Raw genomic sequence first — 21,590 nt, forward strand, 5'->3', positions numbered from 1 at the left:
ATGAATAGGAATGTTGTAATTCTCACAAAAGGCTCTTTTACCAGACAACCTCCCCTACTTATCATGGTTTAGATCTGTTGCACCGATCGGACGTTTTCATGGACACATGACATCAACTTATGTTATGGCCACATCTTGGTTCCATATAGGACTTTAACCTCTATTCGCTTGGCACGATAATCACTAATTGCCTGTGGAGACTGTAAATCGAGTTTTACTCCACTACACAAATGTTGGTGAATGTTCGTAGAACTAAAAAGGCTATTCTGAACCTCAATTACCTGGTTCCCATTGTATTCGTATAAGACAATTCCATTTACTCCCGGTCCACCAAGAAATGATTTAAATTCATCATTCAGCCATTTTAAGTTGTTTATGGGATCTGCAACTCCACATACAATATCCGCTTCTTGAACAGGCTCATCGCTTTTGCAGTTTGTTATCAAAAACAAAACGGATATTAAGAAAATTGGCCAGAAAAATTTTGATAGATATTTCATAATGCTCTATTTTCGGTCACGTATTGACGAAATGATAATCCACCTATTATGGATTTTAAGCCCTTCACTTTCGTCTTTCTTATAGCGAATCCAAACAGGTGTGTTTTCTTTGTTGTAGGGTGCAACAACATCAGCGCGATACCTGGCTGAATCGACTTGAACAAACCAGCCGCCACATCCACCACACATCGTATAATCCACATTTACAATAACAGCAGCTTTTTCCTCCGGTTGAACTTTCGAGCAGCCTGTTAAGCCAATAATTGCTGTCAGAATTCCCACAATTACTAGGATAGACTTATTCATAATGCCGATCGGTTTATAAAGCACAGACCACAATTCGGCCTAAATGGTTGCAACGCAGCCTATATCGGTATTTACTTGCGTTCTCAGTTTTCATACAATATCTTTTCCAACTAAAACTAATTGCGGCTTGTCATAGATTTTTATCTTAGGCTACTCAAGTTTACTTATAAACGGTATGAAAAAATCATCTTTACTCGTTACAATCTTTTTGTGCACCGCCTGCTGGCCTGAAAATGTAATCGACGGGGACAGAAACGGTAAATTTCTTAGCGAAGTCGTCCCCCTTGACGAATTCAACTCTGAATTTGATGATTATAATTCCAACTTGCCCTCTAACAAGTCGGGTCAAACACATCTCGTTTTTTCTTCCAAAAGAGACAAGAAAGAATTTTTGAACCTAGTTTATTTCCCGGCGCAATTCACTTATGATAAGCACCTGGGACTGGAGAAATCAAACAAAGCAGTCAATTACGATTATCTGGGAGAATTCTCTGCCACAGATGCACTTGCATGGCGAGCGAATGGTGATTTTAATGTTTACGGACCAAAAACGTTGTCTTTCAGGTATGATTTGAACACATACGGCGATGTGAAGGATTTTATGCTCTTTTATGCCGACGATTCAGAAGGAAATATGGAGATCAAATACCTGATCAAGAATAATAGTGAAGGTCCTTTTAAATTTGATCTTCTCAACTCCTCAAAAGATGATGGTTATCCAAGTTTTTCAAGGCTAGGTGATAAAATCTATTTTAGCTCGAACCGCGATGGGAGTTTTGACATTCATGAACTATCAATCCCCAGAACGGAAAATGAAAATGTTACACTAGAAAGCCTGATAAACCCAAAAAAATATACACTGAGGAAGGTGGAAGAACTATCAAGTGCCAGCGACGATAAATGTCCTTACTTTCAAGATAACATGATGGTATTTGTATCCGACAGGCCAGGCGGCAAGGGCGGGCAAGACATTTACTACGCTAGATATGAGAATGGGGAATGGTCTGCTCCTGTGAATGCTGGAGACCGGATCAATACGGCACATAATGAGTATCGTCCAATCATTCCTGCATTAAACAATTTCTCCTATCGCCTAACGCTATTCTCGTCGGACAGACCTGGTGGTAAAGGCGGTTACGATTTGTATATGACCGGGCTTACAGAAAATTGGTAATCTGTTCCTAAGTCGGATCAAAGTTACCATAGTTCAAAGAAGCACGACACCCGTTGTTTCGAAATGGTGTCAACATAACTGTGGCAACTAGCATTAACAATATATTGCTTCATTTGATTCTCTTGCGCTATTTGGAAAAATTAGTGCGGGAGAATTAATGCATTCTAAATCCGAAACCTCTCTTTTTCTGCTGCTCCTACCGGGGCTTTTTTCAGCCTGCTGCACCAGCTCTTTTATTTTCCTTTTTTGGTTCTCAAAAGGAGGGCTCTGCCCTTTGGCTTGTTGGGCGCGGTGGCGAATCATATCAGCACTCCGCATTGCGGTCTCAAGCAGTAAAAAAAATCAATAAATATCGGTAGGTAAAGGTATGGTAACACGGCTTCCTCCTTGTAACCCACCAAACCAAGCACATAACATTGCGGTATCAAACAAAAAAAGCAATTGTTATGGAGCAATACTCATTTGACCAGCTGCCCCGCGCAGTTTCTGAGCTTCACCAGAAGCTGGACAGCATCCAAGACCTTCTTTTAGAGTCCCGACAAGCCGTTCCGCAAGCCATCGACTTGATGACGATTTCCCAGGCGGCTGAGTTTCTTAAGCTTTCCGTGCAGACGCTTTATGGCAAAGTCTGCCACCGTGAGATCCCCGTCAGCAAGAAGGGCAAAAGGCTTTACTTCTATAAGTCCGAGTTGGAAGAATGGATCAAGTCCGGCAAGAAACAAACAATATCCGAACTCCGCGAGCAACTCCCCTCCTTGGTGGGCACACGCAAAGGAAGACTTCGCTAAGCTATTCCTCAATGATGTCAGCCAACAATTATCCGTTGAACCTGCCAGGCAGCTATATACGGGTACAGACCGGCTATTACAAAAAGTGTATGCAGCCGACAGTCAGCAAGGAATTTATGGAGATGTGGATCCCATGGTCAGCCGAAATGCTCAGGCAAGATCTTGAACCGAGCCAGATCAAGAAGATCAGAAAGTTTGACGGGTTCTGTTGTGTCCCTGATCACTTGGATTACAAAGAGATCGTTGGAAACTTTTATAATCTCTACCACCGACTGGGAGCGAAACCGGAACCAGGGGATCCTGTTAATACGCTCGGGTTTATACGCCACATTTTCGGCGAACAGTTTGAGCTCGGCCTGGATTATCTGAGCCTTCTTTACCAAAGACCAACTCAGAAGCTTCCGGTATTGTGCCTGGTTTCCAAAGAACGCAAAACAGGAAAGACCACTTTCCTGAACTTTCTAAAAATGATCTTTGGAAAGAACATGACCTTTAACGGCAACAGTGATTTCCGCTCGCAGTTCAATTCCGACTGGATGAACACTTTGATCATTGCCGTCGATGAAGTGCTGCTCGACCGCAGGGAGGATTCAGAGAAGATCAAGAACCTGAGCACTGCCCGGAATTCGAAGGTCGAAGCCAAAGGCAAGGACCGAAAAGAAACCGAGTTCTTTGGCAAGTTTGTGCTGTGCTCCAACAATGAAGAGAACTTTATTGTCATTGACCCGGCCGAAACCCGGTATTGGGTACGCAAGGTGCCGGTGTTGCCCTCAGAAAATGTCCATCTGCTGGATCTAATAGCTAGCGAGGTTCCAGCCTTCCTGCATTATCTGCTTTGCCGAAATCTGTCAGTCCCAATAGCACAAACCAGAATGTGGTTTTCCGAAAGGCAAATCCGCACTGAAGCATTGATGCGCGTCATCCGAAGCAACCGCAACCGGCTGGAAACGGAAATGCTCTTTATCCTCAGGGAGATCTTTGAGAATACCGGCATCAGCAAGCTCGAATTCACTAACAAGGATATGCTCGAGCTGTTGAAGCGGAACATGCCAAGGCTGACGCGACAGCAGGTTTCTAGTGTCCTGCAAAACGATTGGGGATTGAAGCCGGTAGCCAACAGTTTAAACTACCAGACATATTTGTACAACAGCTGCAATGACCTTGCCGCAGTGCATTCAACAGGCAGGTATTATAGCGTTTCAATGGACTGGATTAGCCAAAAGTTTGATGAGGGGTTGTAAAACGAACCGCAACTCGTTAATTATCAACGAATAACACGCTCATCAAAGTATCTTATTTTATGATGAGATTTGATGAGCACGATGAGAAAACTCATCATGGCAAATATGCTTGATGAGGCCATGATGAGCCTGTAACTTATATCATTATCAATTATTTATATCGATTTCTCATCATCTCATCATAAAAACGGCTTCTACCAGCCTGCTTAAAACAGGTGTCTGCTAATCAAAAAACAAAACCATGAATATCAAGCAATTAAATCAGCTGCCGATCACTGATTTCCTAAACAGAATCGGTATCGAGTCCAGCTATAAAACGGGGGAAAACCAATGGTATGTATCCCCAATCCGGGAGTCCGAGCATTCCCCATCGTTTAAAGTCAATACAGTTATTAATCGATGGTATGACTACGCCCTTATGCAGGGCGGGAAGTTATTTGACTTGGCAGAAAGGCTCTATCCCAACCAGGATGCAAGTAGCCTAATTGAAAAGATAAATGACCTTTTTCTTTTTGAACAGCAAATGCCCAATCCCGCGTTGTCGGCTAAACCTATATGGCAAAGCGCTAGCAAAAAACCAGTTACTGCTGCTGCTATCACTATCAACGAGGTGAAGCCCCTAGGAAACAACCCGGCAATAACCAGCTATCTGGACAGCCGGGCTATTCCGATCGATGTGGCAAAGCGGTATTGTAAGGAAGTGTATTATCAGTTGGAAGACAAACAGTACTTCGCGGCAGGATTTGAAAACAGGTCCGGCGGTTATGAGCTTAGAAATGCTCACTTCAAAGGATCAACTTCCCCCAAGGATATTACCCACATTGAAAACGGGGCAAAGTCGATCTGCGTAGTGGAAGGGTTCATGGATTTCCTTTCCTTGCTCACCCTGCAAAAAAGCCTTCACCCGATTCGCAGTGATTTTCTGGTGCTCAACTCGGTGGGCCTGGCAGACAGGAGCCTGGATATTTTGGAAAGGTATCGCAGCATTTTCCTGTATTTGGACCATGACAATGCTGGAAGAAAGACGCAGGAAAAATATGAGTCAGCAGGTCTTAAAACAGTTGATGCCTCGATCATCTACAAGCAGTACAAGGATGTCAATGACTACTTAGTCAGTCAGAAATCAAGCCAAAAAGAAGTAAAAAAGCAGCTGACTTTCAAAAAGTCTGGCGGGCTGCATTTGTAAAAGTCATCAGAGAGCAAGTTTGTGTTTTCGCTTCGCAAAAACCCGTCCCGCTCCCGCGTGACTGGAAACTTGCCTTTTTCTCCCGTTGGTCGCAAAAGGTTTAAAACAGATAATGGAATGTGAGATGGAAACGACAGAAATTAAAGACCGAAAACTTCATACCCCGAAAGGTGGCAGGCCACCTAAAAAAGTAAAACGGCAGAGCCAACTCATGGTCAGGCTGACAGAAACCGAGCGTTTTTTGATCGAAGAAAAAGCCAAGGATGCCGGGATGAAACCAAGCGCCTGGTTCAGGTTGGCTGCCAAGAAAGCAAAAGTTTTGGCCAGGTTAAAACCTGATGACCTCAAACATTTAAGGACGATGACAGGCATGGCCAACAACCTGAATCAGCTGACGCACCTTGCCCATAAGGAAGGATTAACATTCATACGGCAATCCTGCAAAGAACTGCTTTTGCAAATCGATAGAATCCTGAAAAAGATTGGCGGCGATGATCGGTAAGGTGACGATTGGCAGCAGCTTCGGCGGTGTGATCCGCTATGCGATGGAAAAGCAGGAAGCGAGCCTGTTACTAGCCGAAGGTGTGAGAACAGATCAAGTGCGCTCCATGATCGATGATTTTAATATGCAAAGGAAATTAAACCTTGACTTGACAAGGGCAGTCGGGCATATCTCGCTGAGTTGGAGCAAGGAAGACGCAGCCCGGCTTTCGCCTGAGATTATGAAGCAACGTGCATTAGACTATATGGAAAAGATGAAGATCACCGGTACCCAGTTTATCCTGGTCGAGCACCGGGATAAAAATCATCCGCATCTGCACATCATCTATAACCGAGTAAATGACGAAGGCAAGACCATTTCAGACCGGTTTCAAACAGAGAGGAACCATAAAGTCTGTAAAGAGATCACGCTTAAATATGGGTATCATTTGGGAAATGGGAAAGGCCAGGTCAATCGGCAGCAGCTCAAAGGGGCTGATAAGATTAAGTACGAGCTCCATGATGCGATCAAGGCAGCAAGCGCTGAGGTTAAAAGTTGGAACGAGCTTAGGGCAAGACTAGAAAGTCAGGAAATCGAAATCGTTTTTAAGTACAAGGTTGGGACAAATGAGATCCAGGAATTCAGTTTCATAAAGAGCGGTCTACAATTCAAAGGGTCAAAGATCGACCGGGCCCTAAGTTTTAGCAAACTGGATGCAGTAATCAGGCAGAATCAGAAACAATCGCTGTTGCAGCAGTTTCAAAAGCAGCCGGTTTATCAACCTGCCTTATCAGAAGAGAGATTTCAGCCTACCACATTACCGCAGGGAAGCCAGAATGACCGGATGCTTGACGACCTGTTTAAACCCACACAACTGCCAGAGCAAACAATGACCAATCCGTCAAAAAAGAAAAAACGCAAACAATATTTAGGACATAGCTTATGAAAAAGATAGAAGAACAACTCGAATCGATTGAAGAAGTGCTTTCGCTTGTGATCAGAAAGAATGCATCTATTGAGAACCTGATCCAAACTGCCGCTGATTCTCAAAACAAGGTACTCTCAGAAGCCCTGATCGAAATAAAGAGGGATTTAAAGCAGAATCCATCAAGCCAATACTTCGAGTCTTACTTTTCGGAAGTCAAGCAAGCTATTGCAAATATTCCGAAAACAACGGAGGTGAGAAACCACCACCATTTTGATCTTCGCTCGAAGGGCTTTATTATGTCAGCCATTACACTTTTGATTACGACGGCCATTAGTATTGCAGTGGCTTTTAGCAGCGATCGGGAAAGTAGGCGTCTTGCCGGAAATGATGTTAAGTACAGAATGATTCGCCAGATCAATCCGGCGCTTGTCGCTTGGGCGGATAGCACCTACCACAATAATCCCGACTCAGCGCTAGCGGAAACTAAACGACGAGAAGATTTTGAGTTGGTATTGAAGGATGCGGAGGCCAATTTCAATAAAAAACAGGAGGAGGCCGAAAATGCTCGCAAGCTCTTAAAATCGCTTAAAAAAGAGTGATCGGTTTGTCAGACTGACCCAAAACAAAATTCTGTCAAATTACCCAGGATATAGTTTACCCTCCTCTGTTCTGCATATTCCAAATGGGCGCTGATCCATTCTTCGGAATAATCGTTTTCGAGTATTTTCTGGAATTCTTGTTGCAAGTAAAGCTTGACATCTTCCTTCGCCAAACGCATCTCCTCCCACAACGACGTGCGGTGGTTCAAAATGTACACCAAATCTTCAAAGTCGGTACTTGTCCTTCCATCGTTGCCGCCTCGATTCTTAAATGCCTCCAACTTACTTGCGACAAGGTATTCTGGTTTGAAAATATTAACATGGTAACCTTCTCCCAAATCATATTTTACCGCCGTTTTGAAGCCTTCCGGATACCAGATATTACTGAATCCGAGAACCTGTTTGTCGGTAGGCATTACGTCGACAATAATTCCCTGTACTTTATATCTGCAGATTACACCGGATTCCATGTCATTGGTAAATCCCTTAGACCGTAACTTTTCCTCCAAATCCGCATAAGCTTTGTAACCAGTTACTTCAATTAATACATCTACGTCGTCTGTAGGCCTTACTTCTTCTGCAATACGCTGTACATATAAAGCTACTGTTGCCCCACCGATAAAAATTGCAGAATCTTGCAGCTCTTCCAGCGCGTCGTATACGGCTTTGATACGTAGAATATTCTCTCTTTGACTCATTTCTTAAGGATTAACATCTTCATTTGCTCCAAGGCCATTTTCTTCTCTCTCGCTCGTCCAACCCGCAAAATATCGATACCGGAGAGTAATTTGTAAAGTACCTCATCCATTAAGACTGCCTTTGTTACTCCTTTGTGAAGCGGTTCGATGGATAAACCCCGCATAGTTCCCTGCTCGTCCTTCCAAACGTAATCAACCGACCCAAGAAAATGTGATTTGTAAAAGGGGTTGGAATACGCGGTTGGAACACCGGTTACGATTTGCCCCGGCACTGCTGGAAAGACGTAAGGCAACCCGAATTCAATAAATTCGACAAGGTTATTAACCCGTACCTTTTTTTTGCTTTCATCTATCAATCCCGCAATATGGCTCCGGCTTAAAGATTCCGAAACTTCAGACACGCTTATATAAAGCTGTGAAGATAAATCTCGGTATTGCCAGGGCTTACTTTCTAAACAGACGATTTTTAGCAATATCACCACGTCCAAGGGACGCATTCCGTTATGAGCTTTCATGGAGTAAAGATACAATTTCGTTCGTTGTTTGCAAATCGCGAACAGCGAACGAAAAAAGTCATCTTCCAACTGCAACAGTCTAGTAAGGTTTGAGCAGATATCTCGAAATTGAATTATATTGCTAAAACCTTACTCTATAATGATATCATGGGACTATTTGACGGTAAACAACTTGAATATTTAGAGGACGAAAGAAAAAAACTCTGGGATCGGCTAATTCGCAATGAAAAGTATGCAAAGGAGTTAGAAAAGCAAATTCAAAAAAAGGCTACAGACTCGGAAAAAGACGCTGCACAAGCTTCAAGAAAAGCGGCGGAATTTCGAAATAAAGCTGAGGAACGCTACCAAGAAGCCTCTAATTTTGTTAATCAAATTGAAGTTGAGATAGAAACTGCACGAGCAGCTGTTAGCCAGATCAACAAAACAAAAATAGATATTGACGAAGAAGAACAATCGATTCAAGAAACTATTGGGAGGCTGGAAGAACTTGAAATCAACTATCAACAAAGATTAAGAGACGTTGATACAAGTATAACAAGAATAAACGCATTTACAACCAAGTATCCCGACTTGGAAACTAAGATAGAAGAGATCAACGGGTTCATTTTAAAAGTTGAAGAGAATCTTGACAAATCTGGGGTAAGTCTTAGTGCTTTAAATAAAAGAAAAAGGGAGGTTGACGACTTGTACCGCGAGATATTCGGATACACCGAAACTAGCGATGAAGATGGCGATGCAACCAAAATTGAAGGCTTAAAGGATGAATTAGAATCCAGTTACAACAAACTCTCTGAAAATCTCGTAGCAGCACTTGAGGAAGTTGAAAAATTACATAGCGATTATTCAACTAAGTATTCTGAATTTGAGAGTGGGCATAAGGAGGGCTATAAGGCAGTAAAGGACGAAATAGCAAGTTTATTGCCTAACGCTTTAACAGCAGGATTGAGCGCAGCATTTTCAAGTAAAAAAGACAATGAAGTTGAAGCGTCTGAGAAATTACAGAAAAATTTCTCTCTCGGAATCTATCTCATGATAGGTGTTAGTGTAATTCCCTTGATCATTAGTATCATATTTTTGTACCAAGGAGTGACTCTGGAACAAGTCATTATGAAAATTCCGAGACTAGTTCTCGCAATTATCCCAATGTATATTCCTGTTCTATGGTTTACTTACTCGGCAAACAAAAAACTAAATCTTTCAAAACGGTTGATAGAGGAATATGCTCATAAAGAAGTATTAAGTAAAACATATGAGGGTCTCTCTACTCAGATTTCAAATATTAACGACAAAGCACAATCTGAGGAATTAAAATTTAAATTGCTTTCAAACTTTCTCCAGGTCTCGGCTGAGAATCCAGGTAAGCTTATTTCTAATTATGAAGTATCAGATCACCCGATTATGGAGGCCCTGGAACAGAGTTATAAGTTCCAAATTGCTATTGATCGGTTGGAAGGCGTTCCTGGCCTAGGGAAAATTGGCGCAATGTTAGAAAGCAAAGCGAAGAAGAGGATGACCAAACGTGAAGAAAAAATCGTTAAGGCCCTGGGTGTGGATGAGCCTGAGGATGTTGAAGACTAAAAAAGTGCTGTATCAAAACAAACACCGGCCCGGGCATTACAAAAATGCCCGGGCCGGTGTGTTCTATCTACATAGACTCGCCATTAACCACACGCGCTTCTCTGCGCTGATTTTGAAGGCCATTGGGATATCGAGTTTAGCGGCTGGATGTGTGTTAGTCGGAGAGGTGTAAATTAGTTTGAGAGCTTTGAACCGTCTCGACAAAAAGGTAATTTGCCAAAAGAAGGTTGCGAATGCCCACAATCTAAGTCATCGCATGGGAAGAAAAATAAATGTATTGCAAGAATGGTTAGATAATGGCAAAAATATTTCGTCCGAATTTTTACTAAGGCCGACTATTAGCCGCGGAGTGTTTTATCGGGTGTACACAACGCTAAAATTGTATTTCGGTGACGAGTACTTTGTAATTTCTGAGCGAGAGGATAAGTCCATTGATAAACACTTTTGGATAGTAGATCTGTTGGCAAATAAAAATAGCTTTGAATGCATTGCTGCTTTGGACAAAATTGCTAAGCTAACGGACTACCTGCACACACTTCCCCGCCACGTAGTTAAAGAATTTGAGCATTTAAGAGGAGGCTACAACGATCCTAAGAGAGTACATGCAGAGAACCTTCGAAACTTTTTCTATGAAATTTACATAATAAGGCTTCTCGAGCAAAAACAAATTCCAGTTGAAAAAAAGCCTGAAGGTAATGGGAAGCCACTCGATGGTGTTTGCTATCTGGCTGGCAAAAAATTCATAATTGAATGTACCAAACCTGCGATTCCAAAACGAATAGAATTTGATGTCCTTAAAAGAGTTGCGACCGACTTCATATTGTTAATTGAGAAAACTGTTAAACTTCCACCCATAATAGTTGTCGTTGACTTTAAGGGAAGAATTACACCTGCGTACAGATCACATTTTTCGACTTATCTCATTCACTTGCGCAAGCACCTCAACACCGCTCAAACAAGTGAATCAATGAATTTCGAAGTTGACAGTGAGTACGGCTTGGTGAGAACCGAGCACTTTAGTGATGAACTATTAGACCAGCTAAAAAATGAAGGTCACGATATTATTTTTTATTCAAATGGCTTGGTGGGTCAATCAGTTCCTAATAGCGGAATCAATTTCAAGTTTCCAATAGAGGAACATGAAATCCTTAAACATCTCGAGGCCGTTCTAAAACAAAAAAAGATACAACATATTGATTCAGAAGATATTGAGAAAATAATTTTTATCGACAGCGAGTCTCTTCCAGAGTTTAATTTTGGTTTGTTTCACCAGCCGAGCATGTTGAATCTTGATGAAGTGACGCGACTTTATGAAAAACTTCGAATGGACTGCTTGGTTTGCATAACTATTAGAACCTATTGGTCAGGAGAATTGGTTGTCGCTACCCATCTCATTGCTACCGAACGGCTTAAAAGAGAGACCAAATGGCTGGTAGATAAGCTCAGTGGGACCGCTCATTTTGCTGATATAACCTATTTATCTCTCTAATGAACCCTTTGTCCTTAATGCCTCTATGATCAGTAAAATCTTCTCTTGTCTGAGGCCTTCAACGATTTTGAAAAGTTCTAAGTGATCGAGGAAACCCTCAGGTAACAGGAAGCGGACTAGGGGCTAAATGCGACTCTTGCCATGCATTCAATATTGATTCGTTGCAAACCAATTAACTTTTTGATCGCCCCAACTTTTCGGACTGATCCACAACTATTGCAACTTTTATTGCAACTAAAGAAAAAAGCACCTAGCAAATTAATGCTAAGTGCTTCATTTTCAGGCTCCCGAAGTTGGGCTCGAACCAACGACCCTCTGATTAACAGTCAGATGCTCTAACCGGCTGAGCTATTCAGGAGTGTAAACCCGGTTGTTTATTCGAATTATGGTGCAAATGTAAGCGTCAAAGGTATATAGCGCAAGTATTAACGTTAAAAAAATGTCACGCCTGCACCTTCTGTAATATTAACTCCTTGACTTTCTTGGCATCTCCCTTCGTAAAATTGTTGATAATAATTTCAGGACGCATTCTCGGGATCACCCGGATCGTCGAGAAAAACATGCCACTGTCGACTTCAACACCTGAAATGTCGGAATAAAATACAAAGTTGTCAGTACTTCTGAAAAGCTTGCTCACTTTGAATGTTACACCTTTATCACCGAATGTTACTTTATCCGGAAAAAATGGATTCATTAGTCCACTGGCGCTGAATTGTTCGTTCATAAGATTAGGTTATTAAATTTTTATAAAGGTACGTAGACGACCTTCTTCGTCTCAAAGAATTCTTCGTTGAAATAGTCCGATAGCTCGAAAATGCGCTTTTTGTGTGGTAATTCTGCCAGCTCTTCGGTCAGGTCACCGCCTTTTAGGTATAAAATTCCGTTCCTGAGTTCGTGAAAGGAATTTCGGCTGATGTTTTTCCTGACCCAGCCTACGAACGGAGTAATGCGGGTAACCGCTCTGCTCACCACAAATTCGTAAGAATCGTCCAGCTTCTCGGCCCTGATCTGCTCGGCTTTTACGTTGGTCAGCTTCAATGCATCGGCGATTTCCTGCACAACGCGGATCTTTTTTCCTATACTATCCACCAAATGAAACTGCGCATCGGGAAACATAATCGCGAGCGGAATACCCGGAAATCCGCCGCCGGTACCTACGTCCAAAACGCTTGTTCCTGATTTGAACGGCTGCACTTTGGCAATACCCAGTGAATGCAAAACGTGTCTTTCATATAAGGTATCAATATCCTGCCTCGAAATCACATTGACCCGTGCATTCCAATATTGATATAGTCCTTCCATTTCGCTAAACTTACTACGTTGATCATCAGTAAGTTCGGGAAAATATTTATTGATTAATTCCATGTCCGGCGAGGCCTTCTTTTAAGTAGAGTAACAAATCCGAAAACGGTATAATAGGCGAATAACGCAAAATCCATCAGCAAAAAACTGAACCACTCTACCGTTTTATCCAGCTTCAAATTAATAACGATCAATAAAAACCATTGGATCACCCACCTGGCTCCCACGATGATCCCTAAGTATTGCAGATAAAGAAAGTCTCTGGTGATGAGTCCAAAGGCTAATGCGGCCAGTCCCAGGAGCCAGATCGCAATGTGGCTGCCGGAAAGCAGGGCCAACAAGATCTTGTTCCGCATCTTATAGTATTTACTTACCGAAATATGCCGCTGTTTCTGACGGTACCACGCTTTCCAGGTCGTTTTTGGGATAGAATAAACAAATGAATCTTCCTCGATTGAAACGGTGGTGTTTGAGCTGTTTGATACTTCATTCAGGAAAATATCGTCATCGCCGCCGAATACATTTTTGTGCTTATAAAAACCCTTATTCGCGAAGAAAACAGAACGCTTATATAATATGTTACGTCCGACACCCATGTAGGTCATTCCGGCGAGCGCGAACGATAGGTATTGAACGGCGGTGTAAAAGGTTTCGACGCGGATAAACCAGTTGAGCAAACCTGCATTTTTAGAATAGGGAGAGAAACCCAAAACGATATCCTTGTCTTCCGTCACGCGGGAGGTCATCGCGGTGATCCAATGTGTGGAAGAGGGCCGGCAATCGGCGTCGGTCATCAATGCGATCGGATATTTGGCCTGCTTCATTCCGACTGTCAACGCGTACTTTTTCGGTGTTACGTGATCAAACTGATCGTTGATCCGGATGTACCTGATATGTTTCCAATTGAATATGTTGCTGCGGATATAATCTTCGCTTCCATCGTCAGACCTGTCGTCGAGCAGGATCACTTCAAATTCGGGATATTCCTGTGCGTCTAGCAGCGGCAGCAACTCAGTCAGATTTTCCTTCTCATTCCATGCGCATACCAGTACAGTTACTCCCGGCCTTGAATTGCCGTAGTTCGCGCCTTTTTCATAAAATGCAAGTCTTGTAAAAAAGAAGAGATAATAGAATAATTGTACTGAAACGAACGCCGCTAGCGCATAGAGTAAAGAGTCGGCCACAATAGAAGAGAGAAGTAAATTTTTACCATATTGTCACAAATATACAGTCATTGTCAGGATTCTTCGAGACCTTCAATCTATTTTTGCAGGGCAGAAATTTAAAATTTAAATGAAGTTTACATTAGAGGCGAAAGACCCCGGATCGAAGGCGCGGGCAGGGTTCATTGAAACAGATCACGGAATAATTGAAACACCGATATTCATGCCGGTGGGGACTGCGGGTACAGTAAAAGCAGTTCATCAGCGCGAGTTGCACGACGATATTCAGGCACAGATTATTCTTGGAAATACATATCATCTTTACCTTCGCCCCGGGCTCGATATTATTGGTAGGGCGGGCGGCTTGCATGCATTTAATGGTTGGGATAAACCGATCCTTACCGATAGCGGCGGCTACCAGGTTTACTCGCTGGCAGGTACCGGAAGGAAGATAAATGAAGCAGGTGTGGTATTTAAGTCACACATTGACGGTGGCGTACACACATTCACGCCGGAAAATGTGATGGATATTCAACGCACGATCGGAGCAGACATTATCATGGCGTTCGACGAATGCACACCATATCCCTGCGAATTTTCGTATGCTCGGCAATCTATGGAAATGACTCACCGCTGGCTGACGCGCTGCTGCGAAAGATTTGACAGTACAACTCCGCTTTACGGACACAATCAGACACTTTTCCCGATCGTACAAGGCAGTGTGTATAAAGATCTCAGAAAACAGTCGGCGGAATATATTGCTTCTTGTGACCGGGAAGGGAATGCAATAGGCGGACTGTCAGTAGGGGAGCCGGCCGAGATTATGTACGAACTGACGGAAGTGGTTTGCGACATTTTACCGGAAAATAAACCAAGGTACCTCATGGGAGTTGGAACCCCTGCGAATATCCTGGAATGTATTGCTTTGGGGGTAGATATGTTCGACTGTGTAATGCCTACCAGAAACGCCCGTAATGGCATGATTTTTACTACGGAGGGAGTGATCAATATCAGGAATGAGAAATGGAAGGATGATTTCTCGGCGATTGATGCCGGCCTGGGTGGTTATGTGAGCACTTTCTATTCAAAAGCGTATCTGCGTCATCTGATCAAATCGGATGAAATGCTTGGCGCACAAATTGCAAGTGTGCATAATCTCACTTTTTACCTTTGGCTGGTGCGGAGTGCGAGGGAAAAAATCAAGGAAGGGAATTTTGTTTCCTGGAAGAGGGAAATAGAAAAAAAAATAAATCAACGGCTTTGAAAGTTGCAGAATCGGCATTTCTTTCGGGAAAAATTAAAATGAAAAATCCTGAAACTTTTTCCAATTCTGGTGTACTTCGGTTGATTTAATGATATTGTTAACCTATTTTTGTGCGCACTAGGCATTTGGTTAACGTACAATTGGCCATGAATTGAATACCTAATTTACTCATAATTGACTAAAAGATCAATCCTAGTTAATCTTAATAACGCTAACTTGAATAGTATGAAAAAAGTATCCCAGTTGATTTGTTCGTTTGCCTTGGGGGCAATGATGGCGCTGCCTTCATTGGCGCAACCACTAGAGCAACCGAATTCTCCGGATTACAATCCCAAAGCAACCTACGACGGTCCCTACAAGCTGAACACCTGGTCAATTTCAGCGCACTTCGGTCCATCCATGTTTTTTGGCGATTTGAGAGAGTATGATTTCTGGCCTGTTACCAAAACAACAGCTGACAGCCACAAGGAATCCGGAACAATTCAAGGAGGCCTCACTTTAAACAAACAGCTTTCATACTGGTTCGGCTCTCGCCTGGACGTTTCTCTCGGAAACCTGAGAGGTATGAAACGCCGGAATTACAACCGTTATTTTGAGGGCAACTATTTTGATGTTTCTGTTGCCGGAACAGTGAATTTGAAAGGTCTTTTAATGGGACCTAATAAAATGAAACGCTGGAAAGTAGATGCGTATGTTGGAGTAGGACAGATTTTCTACAACGCTGACGCTTACGATCTGACTGGCGGTGTTAAGTTGCGCGAAACCGGCAGCATGAACGACTGGATCGTTCCAACGGGATTAAACGTAAACTATGAAGTAACCAAAAGAATTGACATCGGACTTGACTTCCGGTTGACTCATACAAATTCTGACTACCTGGACGCAACGTTCGGTGGTGACTATGACAGAACTGCGAACAGCTTTGTAATTGCAGACCAAAAAACCTCCCGCAAAGGAAATTCAGAACTGGATAGCTACGGATACGGTGCTGTGCAGGTAACTTACAAATTGGGTAAAAACCCATTGAAAGTTCAGAAAGTGGATGGCAAATGGGATTACAAACCTGACGAAGGCGGATACTACCACCTGCGTTACACAGATCCTAAGGCGCTTATTAAGCCTCCAAAAATCCTTACGCTTGAAGAAATGGACTCAGTTGCAAAAGCAAACCGTCCAAAAGATATCGATCCAAGACTATTGCTTGATACAGACGGTGACGGTGTTTCTGACTTCTTCGATAAAGAACCAAATTCACCAGCTGGAAGCATAGTTGACGGTGGTGGTCGCGTTCTTGACTTCGATGCTTACGTGAAAAATGCGCTTAAAAATGGTGCAGCTTGTGCTGAGATCTTCGCTAACGTAATGTTCGATACTGACAAAAACACGATTAAGCCAGAGGCTCAGGAAATGTTGAAAAACGTGGCGAAACTGATGAACCTGAACGGTTGCCGCCTGCAATTGGCTGGTCACACAGATCGTCGTGCATCTGACCGCTACAACATCGCACTTTCACGCCGCCGGGTTGATGCAGTTAAAAACTACCTGATCAACGAAGCAGGATTGACTGACCCAAGCAAAGTGATCGTTGATTACTTCGGTTCATTCAAACCAATCGCTGACAGCGCAAGACGTGAAGGACTTCAAAGAAACCGTCGCGTAGAACTTAAACTTCTTCCATAGTATTTAATGGAATAAAGATAAATACAGAACAAGGTCTCCGTAATGGAGGCCTTTTCTGTTTTATAAAAGGGTTGAAAAGCAAACATACTTACATCAATTATTCTAAATACTGAATGAAACAATACGATTATCTGGTAGTGGGGGCGGGGCTATGGGGTTCCGTCTTTGCGCATGAGGCTACTAAAAGAGGCAAGAAATGTCTTGTAATTGACCGAAGATCACATATTGGCGGTAATGTTTACTGCGAAAATGTTGAAGGTATTAATGTCCATAAATATGGCGCGCACATCTTTCACACCAACGACAAGGAAGTATGGGATTATGTGAATTCATTCGTTGAATTCAACAGATACACGAATTCCCCGATCGCTAATTTCAATGGGGAGATGTATAATCTGCCCTTCAATATGAATACCTTTTATCAGCTCTGGAAGGTAAAAACGCCTGAGGAAGCGAAGGAAAAGATCAGGGAACAAGTGGAAGCGGCAGGTATTAAAGATCCGCAAAATCTGGAAGAACAGGCAATTTCTTTGGTCGGCACCGACATTTATGAAAAGCTGATCAAAGCCTATACAGAAAAACAATGGGGCAGAAAGGCGACCGAGCTTCCTGCATTCATTATTAAACGCTTACCTGTTCGATTTACGTTCGATAACAATTATTTCAACGATAAATATCAGGGCATTCCAATCGGTGGATATAACAAACTGACTGAGGGGCTTTTGGAAGGTGTTGAAGTAAGGTTAGGGATTGATTTTTTCAAAGAGCGTGAGTCACTTACCGCACTCGCGGAAACGATTGTATACACAGGACCGATTGATGAATATTTTGACTTCAAATTCGGCCAGCTTGAATACCGAAGTCTTCGGTTTGAGAATCAATTACTTGACCAGGAAAACTACCAGGGCAATGCAGTTGTGAATTATACCGACGGTGAAACTCCTTTCACGCGTATCATTGAGCACAAGCACTTTGAATTTGGTACACAGCCTAAAACCGTGGTCACCCACGAATATCCGCAGGAATGGGTAAAAGGCGCAGAACCGTATTATCCTGTTAATGACGACAAGAACACGGCTGTTTTTAACCAGTACAAAGCACTCGCTTCCGAAGAGGAACAGGTGATTTTTGGAGGTCGCCTGGCTGAATATCGATATTATGATATGCACCAGGTTGTTGCCTCAGCGCTAAAAAAAGTGAAGGTGCATTTCGCTTAAAACGCACTCACGATAACGTAATCCCCAGTCCTATTAGGCTGGGGATTTTTTTTGTAAAAGTTTTTTCAAAAAAATTTCAGTTATCGCGTTACGTAATCTACTAACCGCCGTCTAAATCATACTAAACTAACCAGTATGTAATGGCGAACCATAATTTAGAGCTAATTACCAGTTTGCGGGCAGAGGAGCAGAGCGTTTCGATGCATGCTTTCCTGAGAGATATACTTCAACATTGGCACCTGTTCCTGATCGGGTTGACAATGAGTGCAGTAGTCACCGCTGTTTTTCTGCGGTATGCTACCCCGAAATACCTCATCGAGTCTTCACTATTGATACGGGATGATTCACGCGGATCGAACTTCGGGGATGCGGCTGCACTGGAAAACCTGGGTTTGTCAGTAACCAGCAGCAGTATTGACAATGAGATTGAGATTTTAAAGTGCAAAAGTCTGGCTGAAAACGTCGTGGATGCGCTCGCGCTTCATGTCAGCTATTTCGCGGAGGGCCGCGTGAAAACAACTGAGCTGTATGATAAGTCTCCTTTCAGAATTGTGTTTTTAGGTACAGAGTTTCCTGGAAACACGCTAGCTAAGTATCAGGTGGTGTTTTTGAAGAATAATGAGTTTGAGCTTCTCAGTAATAAACAAACTGTTTTCGGGAAATTTAGTGACACTATTTCAATTGATAACCGGCGGGCGGTCTTATCAAAAACTCAGCATGTTATTTCCGAAGATGACAAATATTATTTGGTTGTAGAGAATAAGGAAAATTCGATCCGGAAACTGACTGCGAGTTTGTCTGTCTCGACAGCGAATAAGTTTGCCAGTGTAATTAACCTGTCTATCAATGAGACGATTCCTGAAAAGGGCGAGGCGATCCTGTCGACGCTGATTAGTCACTATATCAGCAATAGCATTGATGACAAAAATAGGGTAGCAGACAAAACGCTCACTTTCATAGGTCAAAACTTAGCCCTGGTTTCGTCCGAACTGCACAAGATCGAAGGGAGTATTGAGCAATTCCGGAAAACGAACATGTTACTGGATATCGAAGCAGAAACCCAGCAGCTGATCCAACAGGCAAGCTCGACATCAGATCAATATAGTCAGTTTGCAATTAAATTAAAGATTGTCGAAACTATTGCGAAGTATATAATTGACAACCCGACAGGAATCATTCCCAGCTCCCTGATCCAACAGGAGGCAAACTTTAAGGAGCTGGCCAGTAAATACAATGACTTGATTCTACTGCGAAGCAAGAATTTGGTCACAATGAACAAAGGTCACCCGGCGATATTGGCAATTGAAAATCAGGTAACTGGGCTAAGAGCTGATATATTATCTGCCCTCAATATGCAACAGAAAGAGCTAGGTATAAGTCTGGCCGCATTTCGGCGGAGCGGGCAGGGATATCAGGATGCGATTTCGAAAGTGCCGCCGAAGCAGAGGATATATCTGGATTATACGCGGCAGCAGCAGATCAAGCAGGAGCTGTATTTGTTTTTGCTCAAAAAACAGATCGAGACTTCAATTTCAAGGTCATCGACAATCCCAAATGCGAAGGTTATTGATCCTCCCAAGGCAGATTCAAATCCCGTCACGCCCAATAGACAGCTCGTATTTCTGGTATCCGCTTGTTTCGGTTTGGGTATCCCGATGGCGGGTCTGCATTTATCAAAAATATTGAGTGACAAAATTCCTGACAAAAATAGTCTTGCCCAATACTGCAAAGCGCCGGTAATCGCAGAAATCAGTTACCAGAAAGGCGCTCATTCCAGATTCTTACAGCCCGACGGAAAGAGTTTGATTTCGGAACAGTTCAGGACACTCCGGGCGAACTTGCTTTTCGCATCTGGTCTGGCAGGTTGCAAAACTATCCTGATCACGTCAGGAAATGCCGGTGAAGGGAAGTCTTTCGTAGCGGCAAATCTCGCTCAGTCTTTCGCGATGATCAGTGAAAAGGTATTGCTTATTGAGCTGGATCTGCGTAAACCCACCCTGGCGAACTATCTCCATGTAGAATCACGTGGCGTCACTGATTATCTGCTGAATAGGTCAGATTCTGATATTTTGATCCAAAAATCAGGGCAAAGGCAATGCTTTGACGTGATAACCTCCGGCTACCCTCCGCCGAACCCAGCCGAGCTTCTATCAACTACGAAGTTCGAAAAGTTGATTTTGACGCTAAAAGAAAAGTACGATCACATTGTCATTGATACCCCGCCGGTAGGTTTGGTGACTGACGCGCATACAGTCAGACCATTTGTCGACCTTACCTTATATGTGGTCCGGCAAAATGTTACCGGCCGACAGCAAATGCATGATTTGAACAAGCTATTCACCGATAACCGCTTATCGAATATTCACGTACTCTACAATGGTTTTCAGCAAGCTAGCCGCTACTATCAGTATTATGAAAACGCAGAAAAAAAGGGCTCGTTCTTCAAATGGAAGCACAATTTCAAACTAACCCAATAGTAATGGACAACATTTACATGATTTGTGAAGTCGGTCAGGCGCATGAAGGGAGCATCACACTTGCACATGCATATATCGACGCGGTCGCCAAATCCGGCATCGATGCGATGAAATTCCAGGTTCACATCGCGGAAGCAGAAAGTGGCCCTTATGATAGTTTCCGGCAAGTTTTTCCGTTCGCTGATACTACAAGAATGGCATATTGGAAAAGGATGGAATTTACAAAAGCGCAATGGGCTGAGCTCAAACAGCATTGTGAATACCATGGACTTGACTTTATCGCCAGCCCTTTTTCCATAGCCGCTGTTGACCTTCTGACTGAGATCGGGGTTTCCAGATTCAAAATCGGTTCCGGGGAAACCGAGAACCTGCTGATGCTCGATAAAATTGGAGCAATTGCGAAAGAGGTAATTGTGTCTTCGGGGATGAGTACCTTTTATGAGCTTGATGAAACAATAGCTTGCTTGAAGAAGTATTCCTGTGCGCTTTCAATCCTGCAATGCACCACCGCTTATCCCACTGATCCGTCTCAATGGGGATTGAATGTTATTGAGGAACTCAAAAAAAGATATCAGTTACCAACCGGCTTCTCGGATCATTCGGGAGGGCTGTTTGCTTGCCTTGCTGCTGCGACCCTTGGGGCGCGGCTCCTTGAATTTCATGTGACTTTTGATAAAAGAATGCTTAGCCCGGACGCATCATCCTCACTGGAAGTGGATGAGGTATTCAAATTGGTGGAAGGGGTGCGGGCAATAGAGCATGCGCTGAACAACCCTGTCGACAAATCTGATAATTCCGCGTTCAGGATTTTGAAAGCACAATTCGGTAAATCCTTGGTCGTCAATAAATTCATGCAAAAAGGGCAGCTGATATGCATGGACGATCTGGAATCCAAAAAGCCGGCCGGCCTGGGCATTCCACCGAATGATTATAGTCAGGTTTTAGGTAGAGTATTAACCCAGGATGCACAGCAATGGGATTTTATAACTGAAAATCATTTCTGA

At 43.1% G+C, this 21,590-nt stretch carries 21 protein-coding genes and 1 tRNA gene; 14 read left to right on the top strand and 8 right to left on the bottom strand.

Annotated elements, in window-relative coordinates:
- Nucleotides 1-122 precede the first annotated feature (122 nt).
- Together LZG94_RS25600 and LZG94_RS25605 are read right to left on the bottom strand one after the other, a co-directional pair.
- Nucleotides 123-500, bottom strand: a complete 378-nt coding sequence (locus LZG94_RS25600) for a hypothetical protein (RefSeq protein WP_233794505.1) — start codon at nucleotides 498-500, stop codon at nucleotides 123-125.
- A gap of 6 nt (nucleotides 501-506) precedes the next feature.
- The gene (locus tag LZG94_RS25605; RefSeq protein ID WP_157486847.1) at nucleotides 507-806 is read right to left on the bottom strand and encodes a hypothetical protein; all 300 of its coding nucleotides are present in this window, start codon (nucleotides 804-806) and stop codon (nucleotides 507-509) included.
- Nucleotides 807-981: 175 nt separating this feature from the next.
- Between LZG94_RS25605 and LZG94_RS25610 the strand changes: the two genes are divergently transcribed.
- The 7 genes from LZG94_RS25610 (at nucleotide 982) to LZG94_RS25640 (ending at nucleotide 7,203) form a co-directional block, all read left to right on the top strand.
- The gene (locus LZG94_RS25610; protein ID WP_233794506.1) at nucleotides 982-1,980 is read left to right on the top strand and encodes a TolB family protein; all 999 of its coding nucleotides are present in this window, start codon (nucleotides 982-984) and stop codon (nucleotides 1,978-1,980) included.
- Between the two features lie 446 nt (nucleotides 1,981-2,426).
- Nucleotides 2,427-2,768, top strand: a complete 342-nt coding sequence (locus LZG94_RS25615; RefSeq protein WP_233794507.1) for a helix-turn-helix domain-containing protein — start codon at nucleotides 2,427-2,429, stop codon at nucleotides 2,766-2,768.
- Nucleotides 2,769-2,779: 11 nt separating this feature from the next.
- Nucleotides 2,780-4,009 carry a primase-helicase family protein gene (locus LZG94_RS25620; protein WP_233794508.1) on the top strand — a complete coding sequence of 410 codons (1,230 nt, stop codon included), beginning with the start codon at nucleotides 2,780-2,782 and terminating at the stop codon, nucleotides 4,007-4,009.
- A 241-nt stretch (nucleotides 4,010-4,250) separates the two neighbouring features.
- A complete protein-coding gene (locus tag LZG94_RS25625) occupies nucleotides 4,251-5,195 on the top strand; it encodes a toprim domain-containing protein (RefSeq protein WP_233794509.1) in 945 nt (314 codons plus the stop codon).
- Between the two features lie 85 nt (nucleotides 5,196-5,280).
- The gene (locus LZG94_RS25630) at nucleotides 5,281-5,697 is read left to right on the top strand and encodes a MobC family plasmid mobilization relaxosome protein (protein WP_233794510.1); all 417 of its coding nucleotides are present in this window, start codon (nucleotides 5,281-5,283) and stop codon (nucleotides 5,695-5,697) included.
- Nucleotides 5,687-6,622 (top strand): relaxase/mobilization nuclease domain-containing protein, encoded by a 936-nt coding sequence (locus LZG94_RS25635; RefSeq protein ID WP_233794511.1) that lies wholly within the window; start codon nucleotides 5,687-5,689, stop codon nucleotides 6,620-6,622. The genes LZG94_RS25630 and LZG94_RS25635 overlap by 11 nt, the downstream gene beginning before the upstream one ends.
- Nucleotides 6,619-7,203, top strand: coding sequence for a hypothetical protein (locus LZG94_RS25640; RefSeq protein ID WP_233794512.1), 585 nt, complete (start codon nucleotides 6,619-6,621; stop codon nucleotides 7,201-7,203). Before LZG94_RS25635 ends, LZG94_RS25640 begins: the two co-directional genes overlap by 4 nt.
- Nucleotides 7,204-7,211: 8 nt before the next feature.
- Here LZG94_RS25640 and LZG94_RS25645 read toward each other — a convergent pair whose 3' ends face one another.
- On the bottom strand, nucleotides 7,212-7,901 hold the full coding sequence (locus tag LZG94_RS25645; protein ID WP_233794513.1) for a nucleotidyl transferase AbiEii/AbiGii toxin family protein: 690 nt from the start codon (nucleotides 7,899-7,901) through the stop codon (nucleotides 7,212-7,214).
- On the bottom strand, nucleotides 7,898-8,416 hold the full coding sequence (locus tag LZG94_RS25650; RefSeq protein ID WP_233794514.1) for a hypothetical protein: 519 nt from the start codon (nucleotides 8,414-8,416) through the stop codon (nucleotides 7,898-7,900). Before LZG94_RS25650 ends, LZG94_RS25645 begins: the two co-directional genes overlap by 4 nt.
- Before the next feature lie 147 nt (nucleotides 8,417-8,563).
- Here LZG94_RS25650 and LZG94_RS25655 point away from each other — a divergent pair, with 147 nt between their 5' ends.
- The gene (locus tag LZG94_RS25655) at nucleotides 8,564-9,994 is read left to right on the top strand and encodes a hypothetical protein (protein WP_233794515.1); all 1,431 of its coding nucleotides are present in this window, start codon (nucleotides 8,564-8,566) and stop codon (nucleotides 9,992-9,994) included.
- 256 nt (nucleotides 9,995-10,250) lie between these two features.
- Nucleotides 10,251-11,483 (top strand): hypothetical protein, encoded by a 1,233-nt coding sequence (locus LZG94_RS25660; protein ID WP_233794516.1) that lies wholly within the window; start codon nucleotides 10,251-10,253, stop codon nucleotides 11,481-11,483.
- 284 nt (nucleotides 11,484-11,767) lie between these two features.
- Here the strand turns inward: LZG94_RS25660 and LZG94_RS25665 are convergent.
- From LZG94_RS25665 to LZG94_RS25680, 4 genes are all read right to left on the bottom strand, one after another.
- Nucleotides 11,768-11,841, bottom strand: a tRNA-Asn gene (locus tag LZG94_RS25665).
- 84 nt (nucleotides 11,842-11,925) lie between these two features.
- On the bottom strand, nucleotides 11,926-12,207 hold the full coding sequence (locus tag LZG94_RS25670) for a hypothetical protein (protein ID WP_215235994.1): 282 nt from the start codon (nucleotides 12,205-12,207) through the stop codon (nucleotides 11,926-11,928).
- Between the two features lie 20 nt (nucleotides 12,208-12,227).
- Complete coding sequence (rsmG, locus tag LZG94_RS25675; RefSeq protein ID WP_233794517.1) at nucleotides 12,228-12,848, bottom strand: 16S rRNA (guanine(527)-N(7))-methyltransferase RsmG; 621 nt, start codon at nucleotides 12,846-12,848, stop codon at nucleotides 12,228-12,230.
- A complete protein-coding gene (locus tag LZG94_RS25680) occupies nucleotides 12,839-13,969 on the bottom strand; it encodes a glycosyltransferase (protein ID WP_233794518.1) in 1,131 nt (376 codons plus the stop codon). The genes rsmG and LZG94_RS25680 overlap by 10 nt, the downstream gene beginning before the upstream one ends.
- A gap of 109 nt (nucleotides 13,970-14,078) precedes the next feature.
- Between LZG94_RS25680 and tgt the strand changes: the two genes are divergently transcribed.
- From tgt to LZG94_RS25705, 5 genes are all read left to right on the top strand, one after another.
- Complete coding sequence (gene tgt, locus LZG94_RS25685) at nucleotides 14,079-15,212, top strand: tRNA guanosine(34) transglycosylase Tgt (protein WP_233794519.1); 1,134 nt, start codon at nucleotides 14,079-14,081, stop codon at nucleotides 15,210-15,212.
- 225 nt (nucleotides 15,213-15,437) lie between these two features.
- A complete protein-coding gene (locus LZG94_RS25690; RefSeq protein WP_215235998.1) occupies nucleotides 15,438-16,892 on the top strand; it encodes an OmpA family protein in 1,455 nt (484 codons plus the stop codon).
- Between the two features lie 113 nt (nucleotides 16,893-17,005).
- The gene (gene glf / locus LZG94_RS25695) at nucleotides 17,006-18,109 is read left to right on the top strand and encodes a UDP-galactopyranose mutase (RefSeq protein ID WP_233794520.1); all 1,104 of its coding nucleotides are present in this window, start codon (nucleotides 17,006-17,008) and stop codon (nucleotides 18,107-18,109) included.
- Between the two features lie 140 nt (nucleotides 18,110-18,249).
- Entirely contained in the window at nucleotides 18,250-20,586 is a 2,337-nt protein-coding gene (locus LZG94_RS25700; RefSeq protein ID WP_233794521.1) for a tyrosine-protein kinase, read from the top strand.
- Nucleotides 20,587-20,588: 2 nt separating this feature from the next.
- Nucleotides 20,589-21,590: an N-acetylneuraminate synthase family protein gene (locus LZG94_RS25705; RefSeq protein ID WP_233794522.1), complete on the top strand. Its 1,002-nt coding sequence runs from the start codon at nucleotides 20,589-20,591 to the stop codon at nucleotides 21,588-21,590.

This window comes from Dyadobacter sp. CY343 (assembly GCF_021390335.1).
Taxonomy (GTDB): Bacteria; Bacteroidota; Bacteroidia; order Cytophagales; family Spirosomataceae; genus Dyadobacter.

Excerpts from the sequence above, each read along its gene's own strand:
- LZG94_RS25600 (WP_233794505.1), bottom strand. The coding sequence starts at position 500 with ATGAAATATCTATCAAAATTTTTCTGGCCAATTTTCTTAATATCCGTT.
- LZG94_RS25605 (WP_157486847.1), bottom strand. The coding sequence starts at position 806 with ATGAATAAGTCTATCCTAGTAATTGTGGGAATTCTGACAGCAATTATT.
- LZG94_RS25610 (WP_233794506.1), top strand. The coding sequence starts at position 982 with ATGAAAAAATCATCTTTACTCGTTACAATCTTTTTGTGCACCGCCTGC.
- LZG94_RS25615 (WP_233794507.1), top strand. The coding sequence starts at position 2,427 with ATGGAGCAATACTCATTTGACCAGCTGCCCCGCGCAGTTTCTGAGCTT.
- LZG94_RS25620 (WP_233794508.1), top strand. The coding sequence starts at position 2,780 with ATGATGTCAGCCAACAATTATCCGTTGAACCTGCCAGGCAGCTATATA.
- LZG94_RS25625 (WP_233794509.1), top strand. The coding sequence starts at position 4,251 with ATGAATATCAAGCAATTAAATCAGCTGCCGATCACTGATTTCCTAAAC.
- LZG94_RS25635 (WP_233794511.1), top strand. The coding sequence starts at position 5,687 with ATGATCGGTAAGGTGACGATTGGCAGCAGCTTCGGCGGTGTGATCCGC.
- LZG94_RS25640 (WP_233794512.1), top strand. The coding sequence starts at position 6,619 with ATGAAAAAGATAGAAGAACAACTCGAATCGATTGAAGAAGTGCTTTCG.
- LZG94_RS25645 (WP_233794513.1), bottom strand. The coding sequence starts at position 7,901 with ATGAGTCAAAGAGAGAATATTCTACGTATCAAAGCCGTATACGACGCG.
- LZG94_RS25650 (WP_233794514.1), bottom strand. The coding sequence starts at position 8,416 with ATGAAAGCTCATAACGGAATGCGTCCCTTGGACGTGGTGATATTGCTA.
- LZG94_RS25655 (WP_233794515.1), top strand. The coding sequence starts at position 8,564 with ATGGGACTATTTGACGGTAAACAACTTGAATATTTAGAGGACGAAAGA.
- LZG94_RS25660 (WP_233794516.1), top strand. The coding sequence starts at position 10,251 with ATGGGAAGAAAAATAAATGTATTGCAAGAATGGTTAGATAATGGCAAA.
- LZG94_RS25670 (WP_215235994.1), bottom strand. The coding sequence starts at position 12,207 with ATGAACGAACAATTCAGCGCCAGTGGACTAATGAATCCATTTTTTCCG.
- rsmG (WP_233794517.1), bottom strand. The coding sequence starts at position 12,848 with ATGGAATTAATCAATAAATATTTTCCCGAACTTACTGATGATCAACGT.
- tgt (WP_233794519.1), top strand. The coding sequence starts at position 14,079 with ATGAAGTTTACATTAGAGGCGAAAGACCCCGGATCGAAGGCGCGGGCA.
- LZG94_RS25690 (WP_215235998.1), top strand. The coding sequence starts at position 15,438 with ATGAAAAAAGTATCCCAGTTGATTTGTTCGTTTGCCTTGGGGGCAATG.
- glf (WP_233794520.1), top strand. The coding sequence starts at position 17,006 with ATGAAACAATACGATTATCTGGTAGTGGGGGCGGGGCTATGGGGTTCC.
- LZG94_RS25700 (WP_233794521.1), top strand. The coding sequence starts at position 18,250 with ATGGCGAACCATAATTTAGAGCTAATTACCAGTTTGCGGGCAGAGGAG.
- LZG94_RS25705 (WP_233794522.1), top strand. The coding sequence starts at position 20,589 with ATGGACAACATTTACATGATTTGTGAAGTCGGTCAGGCGCATGAAGGG.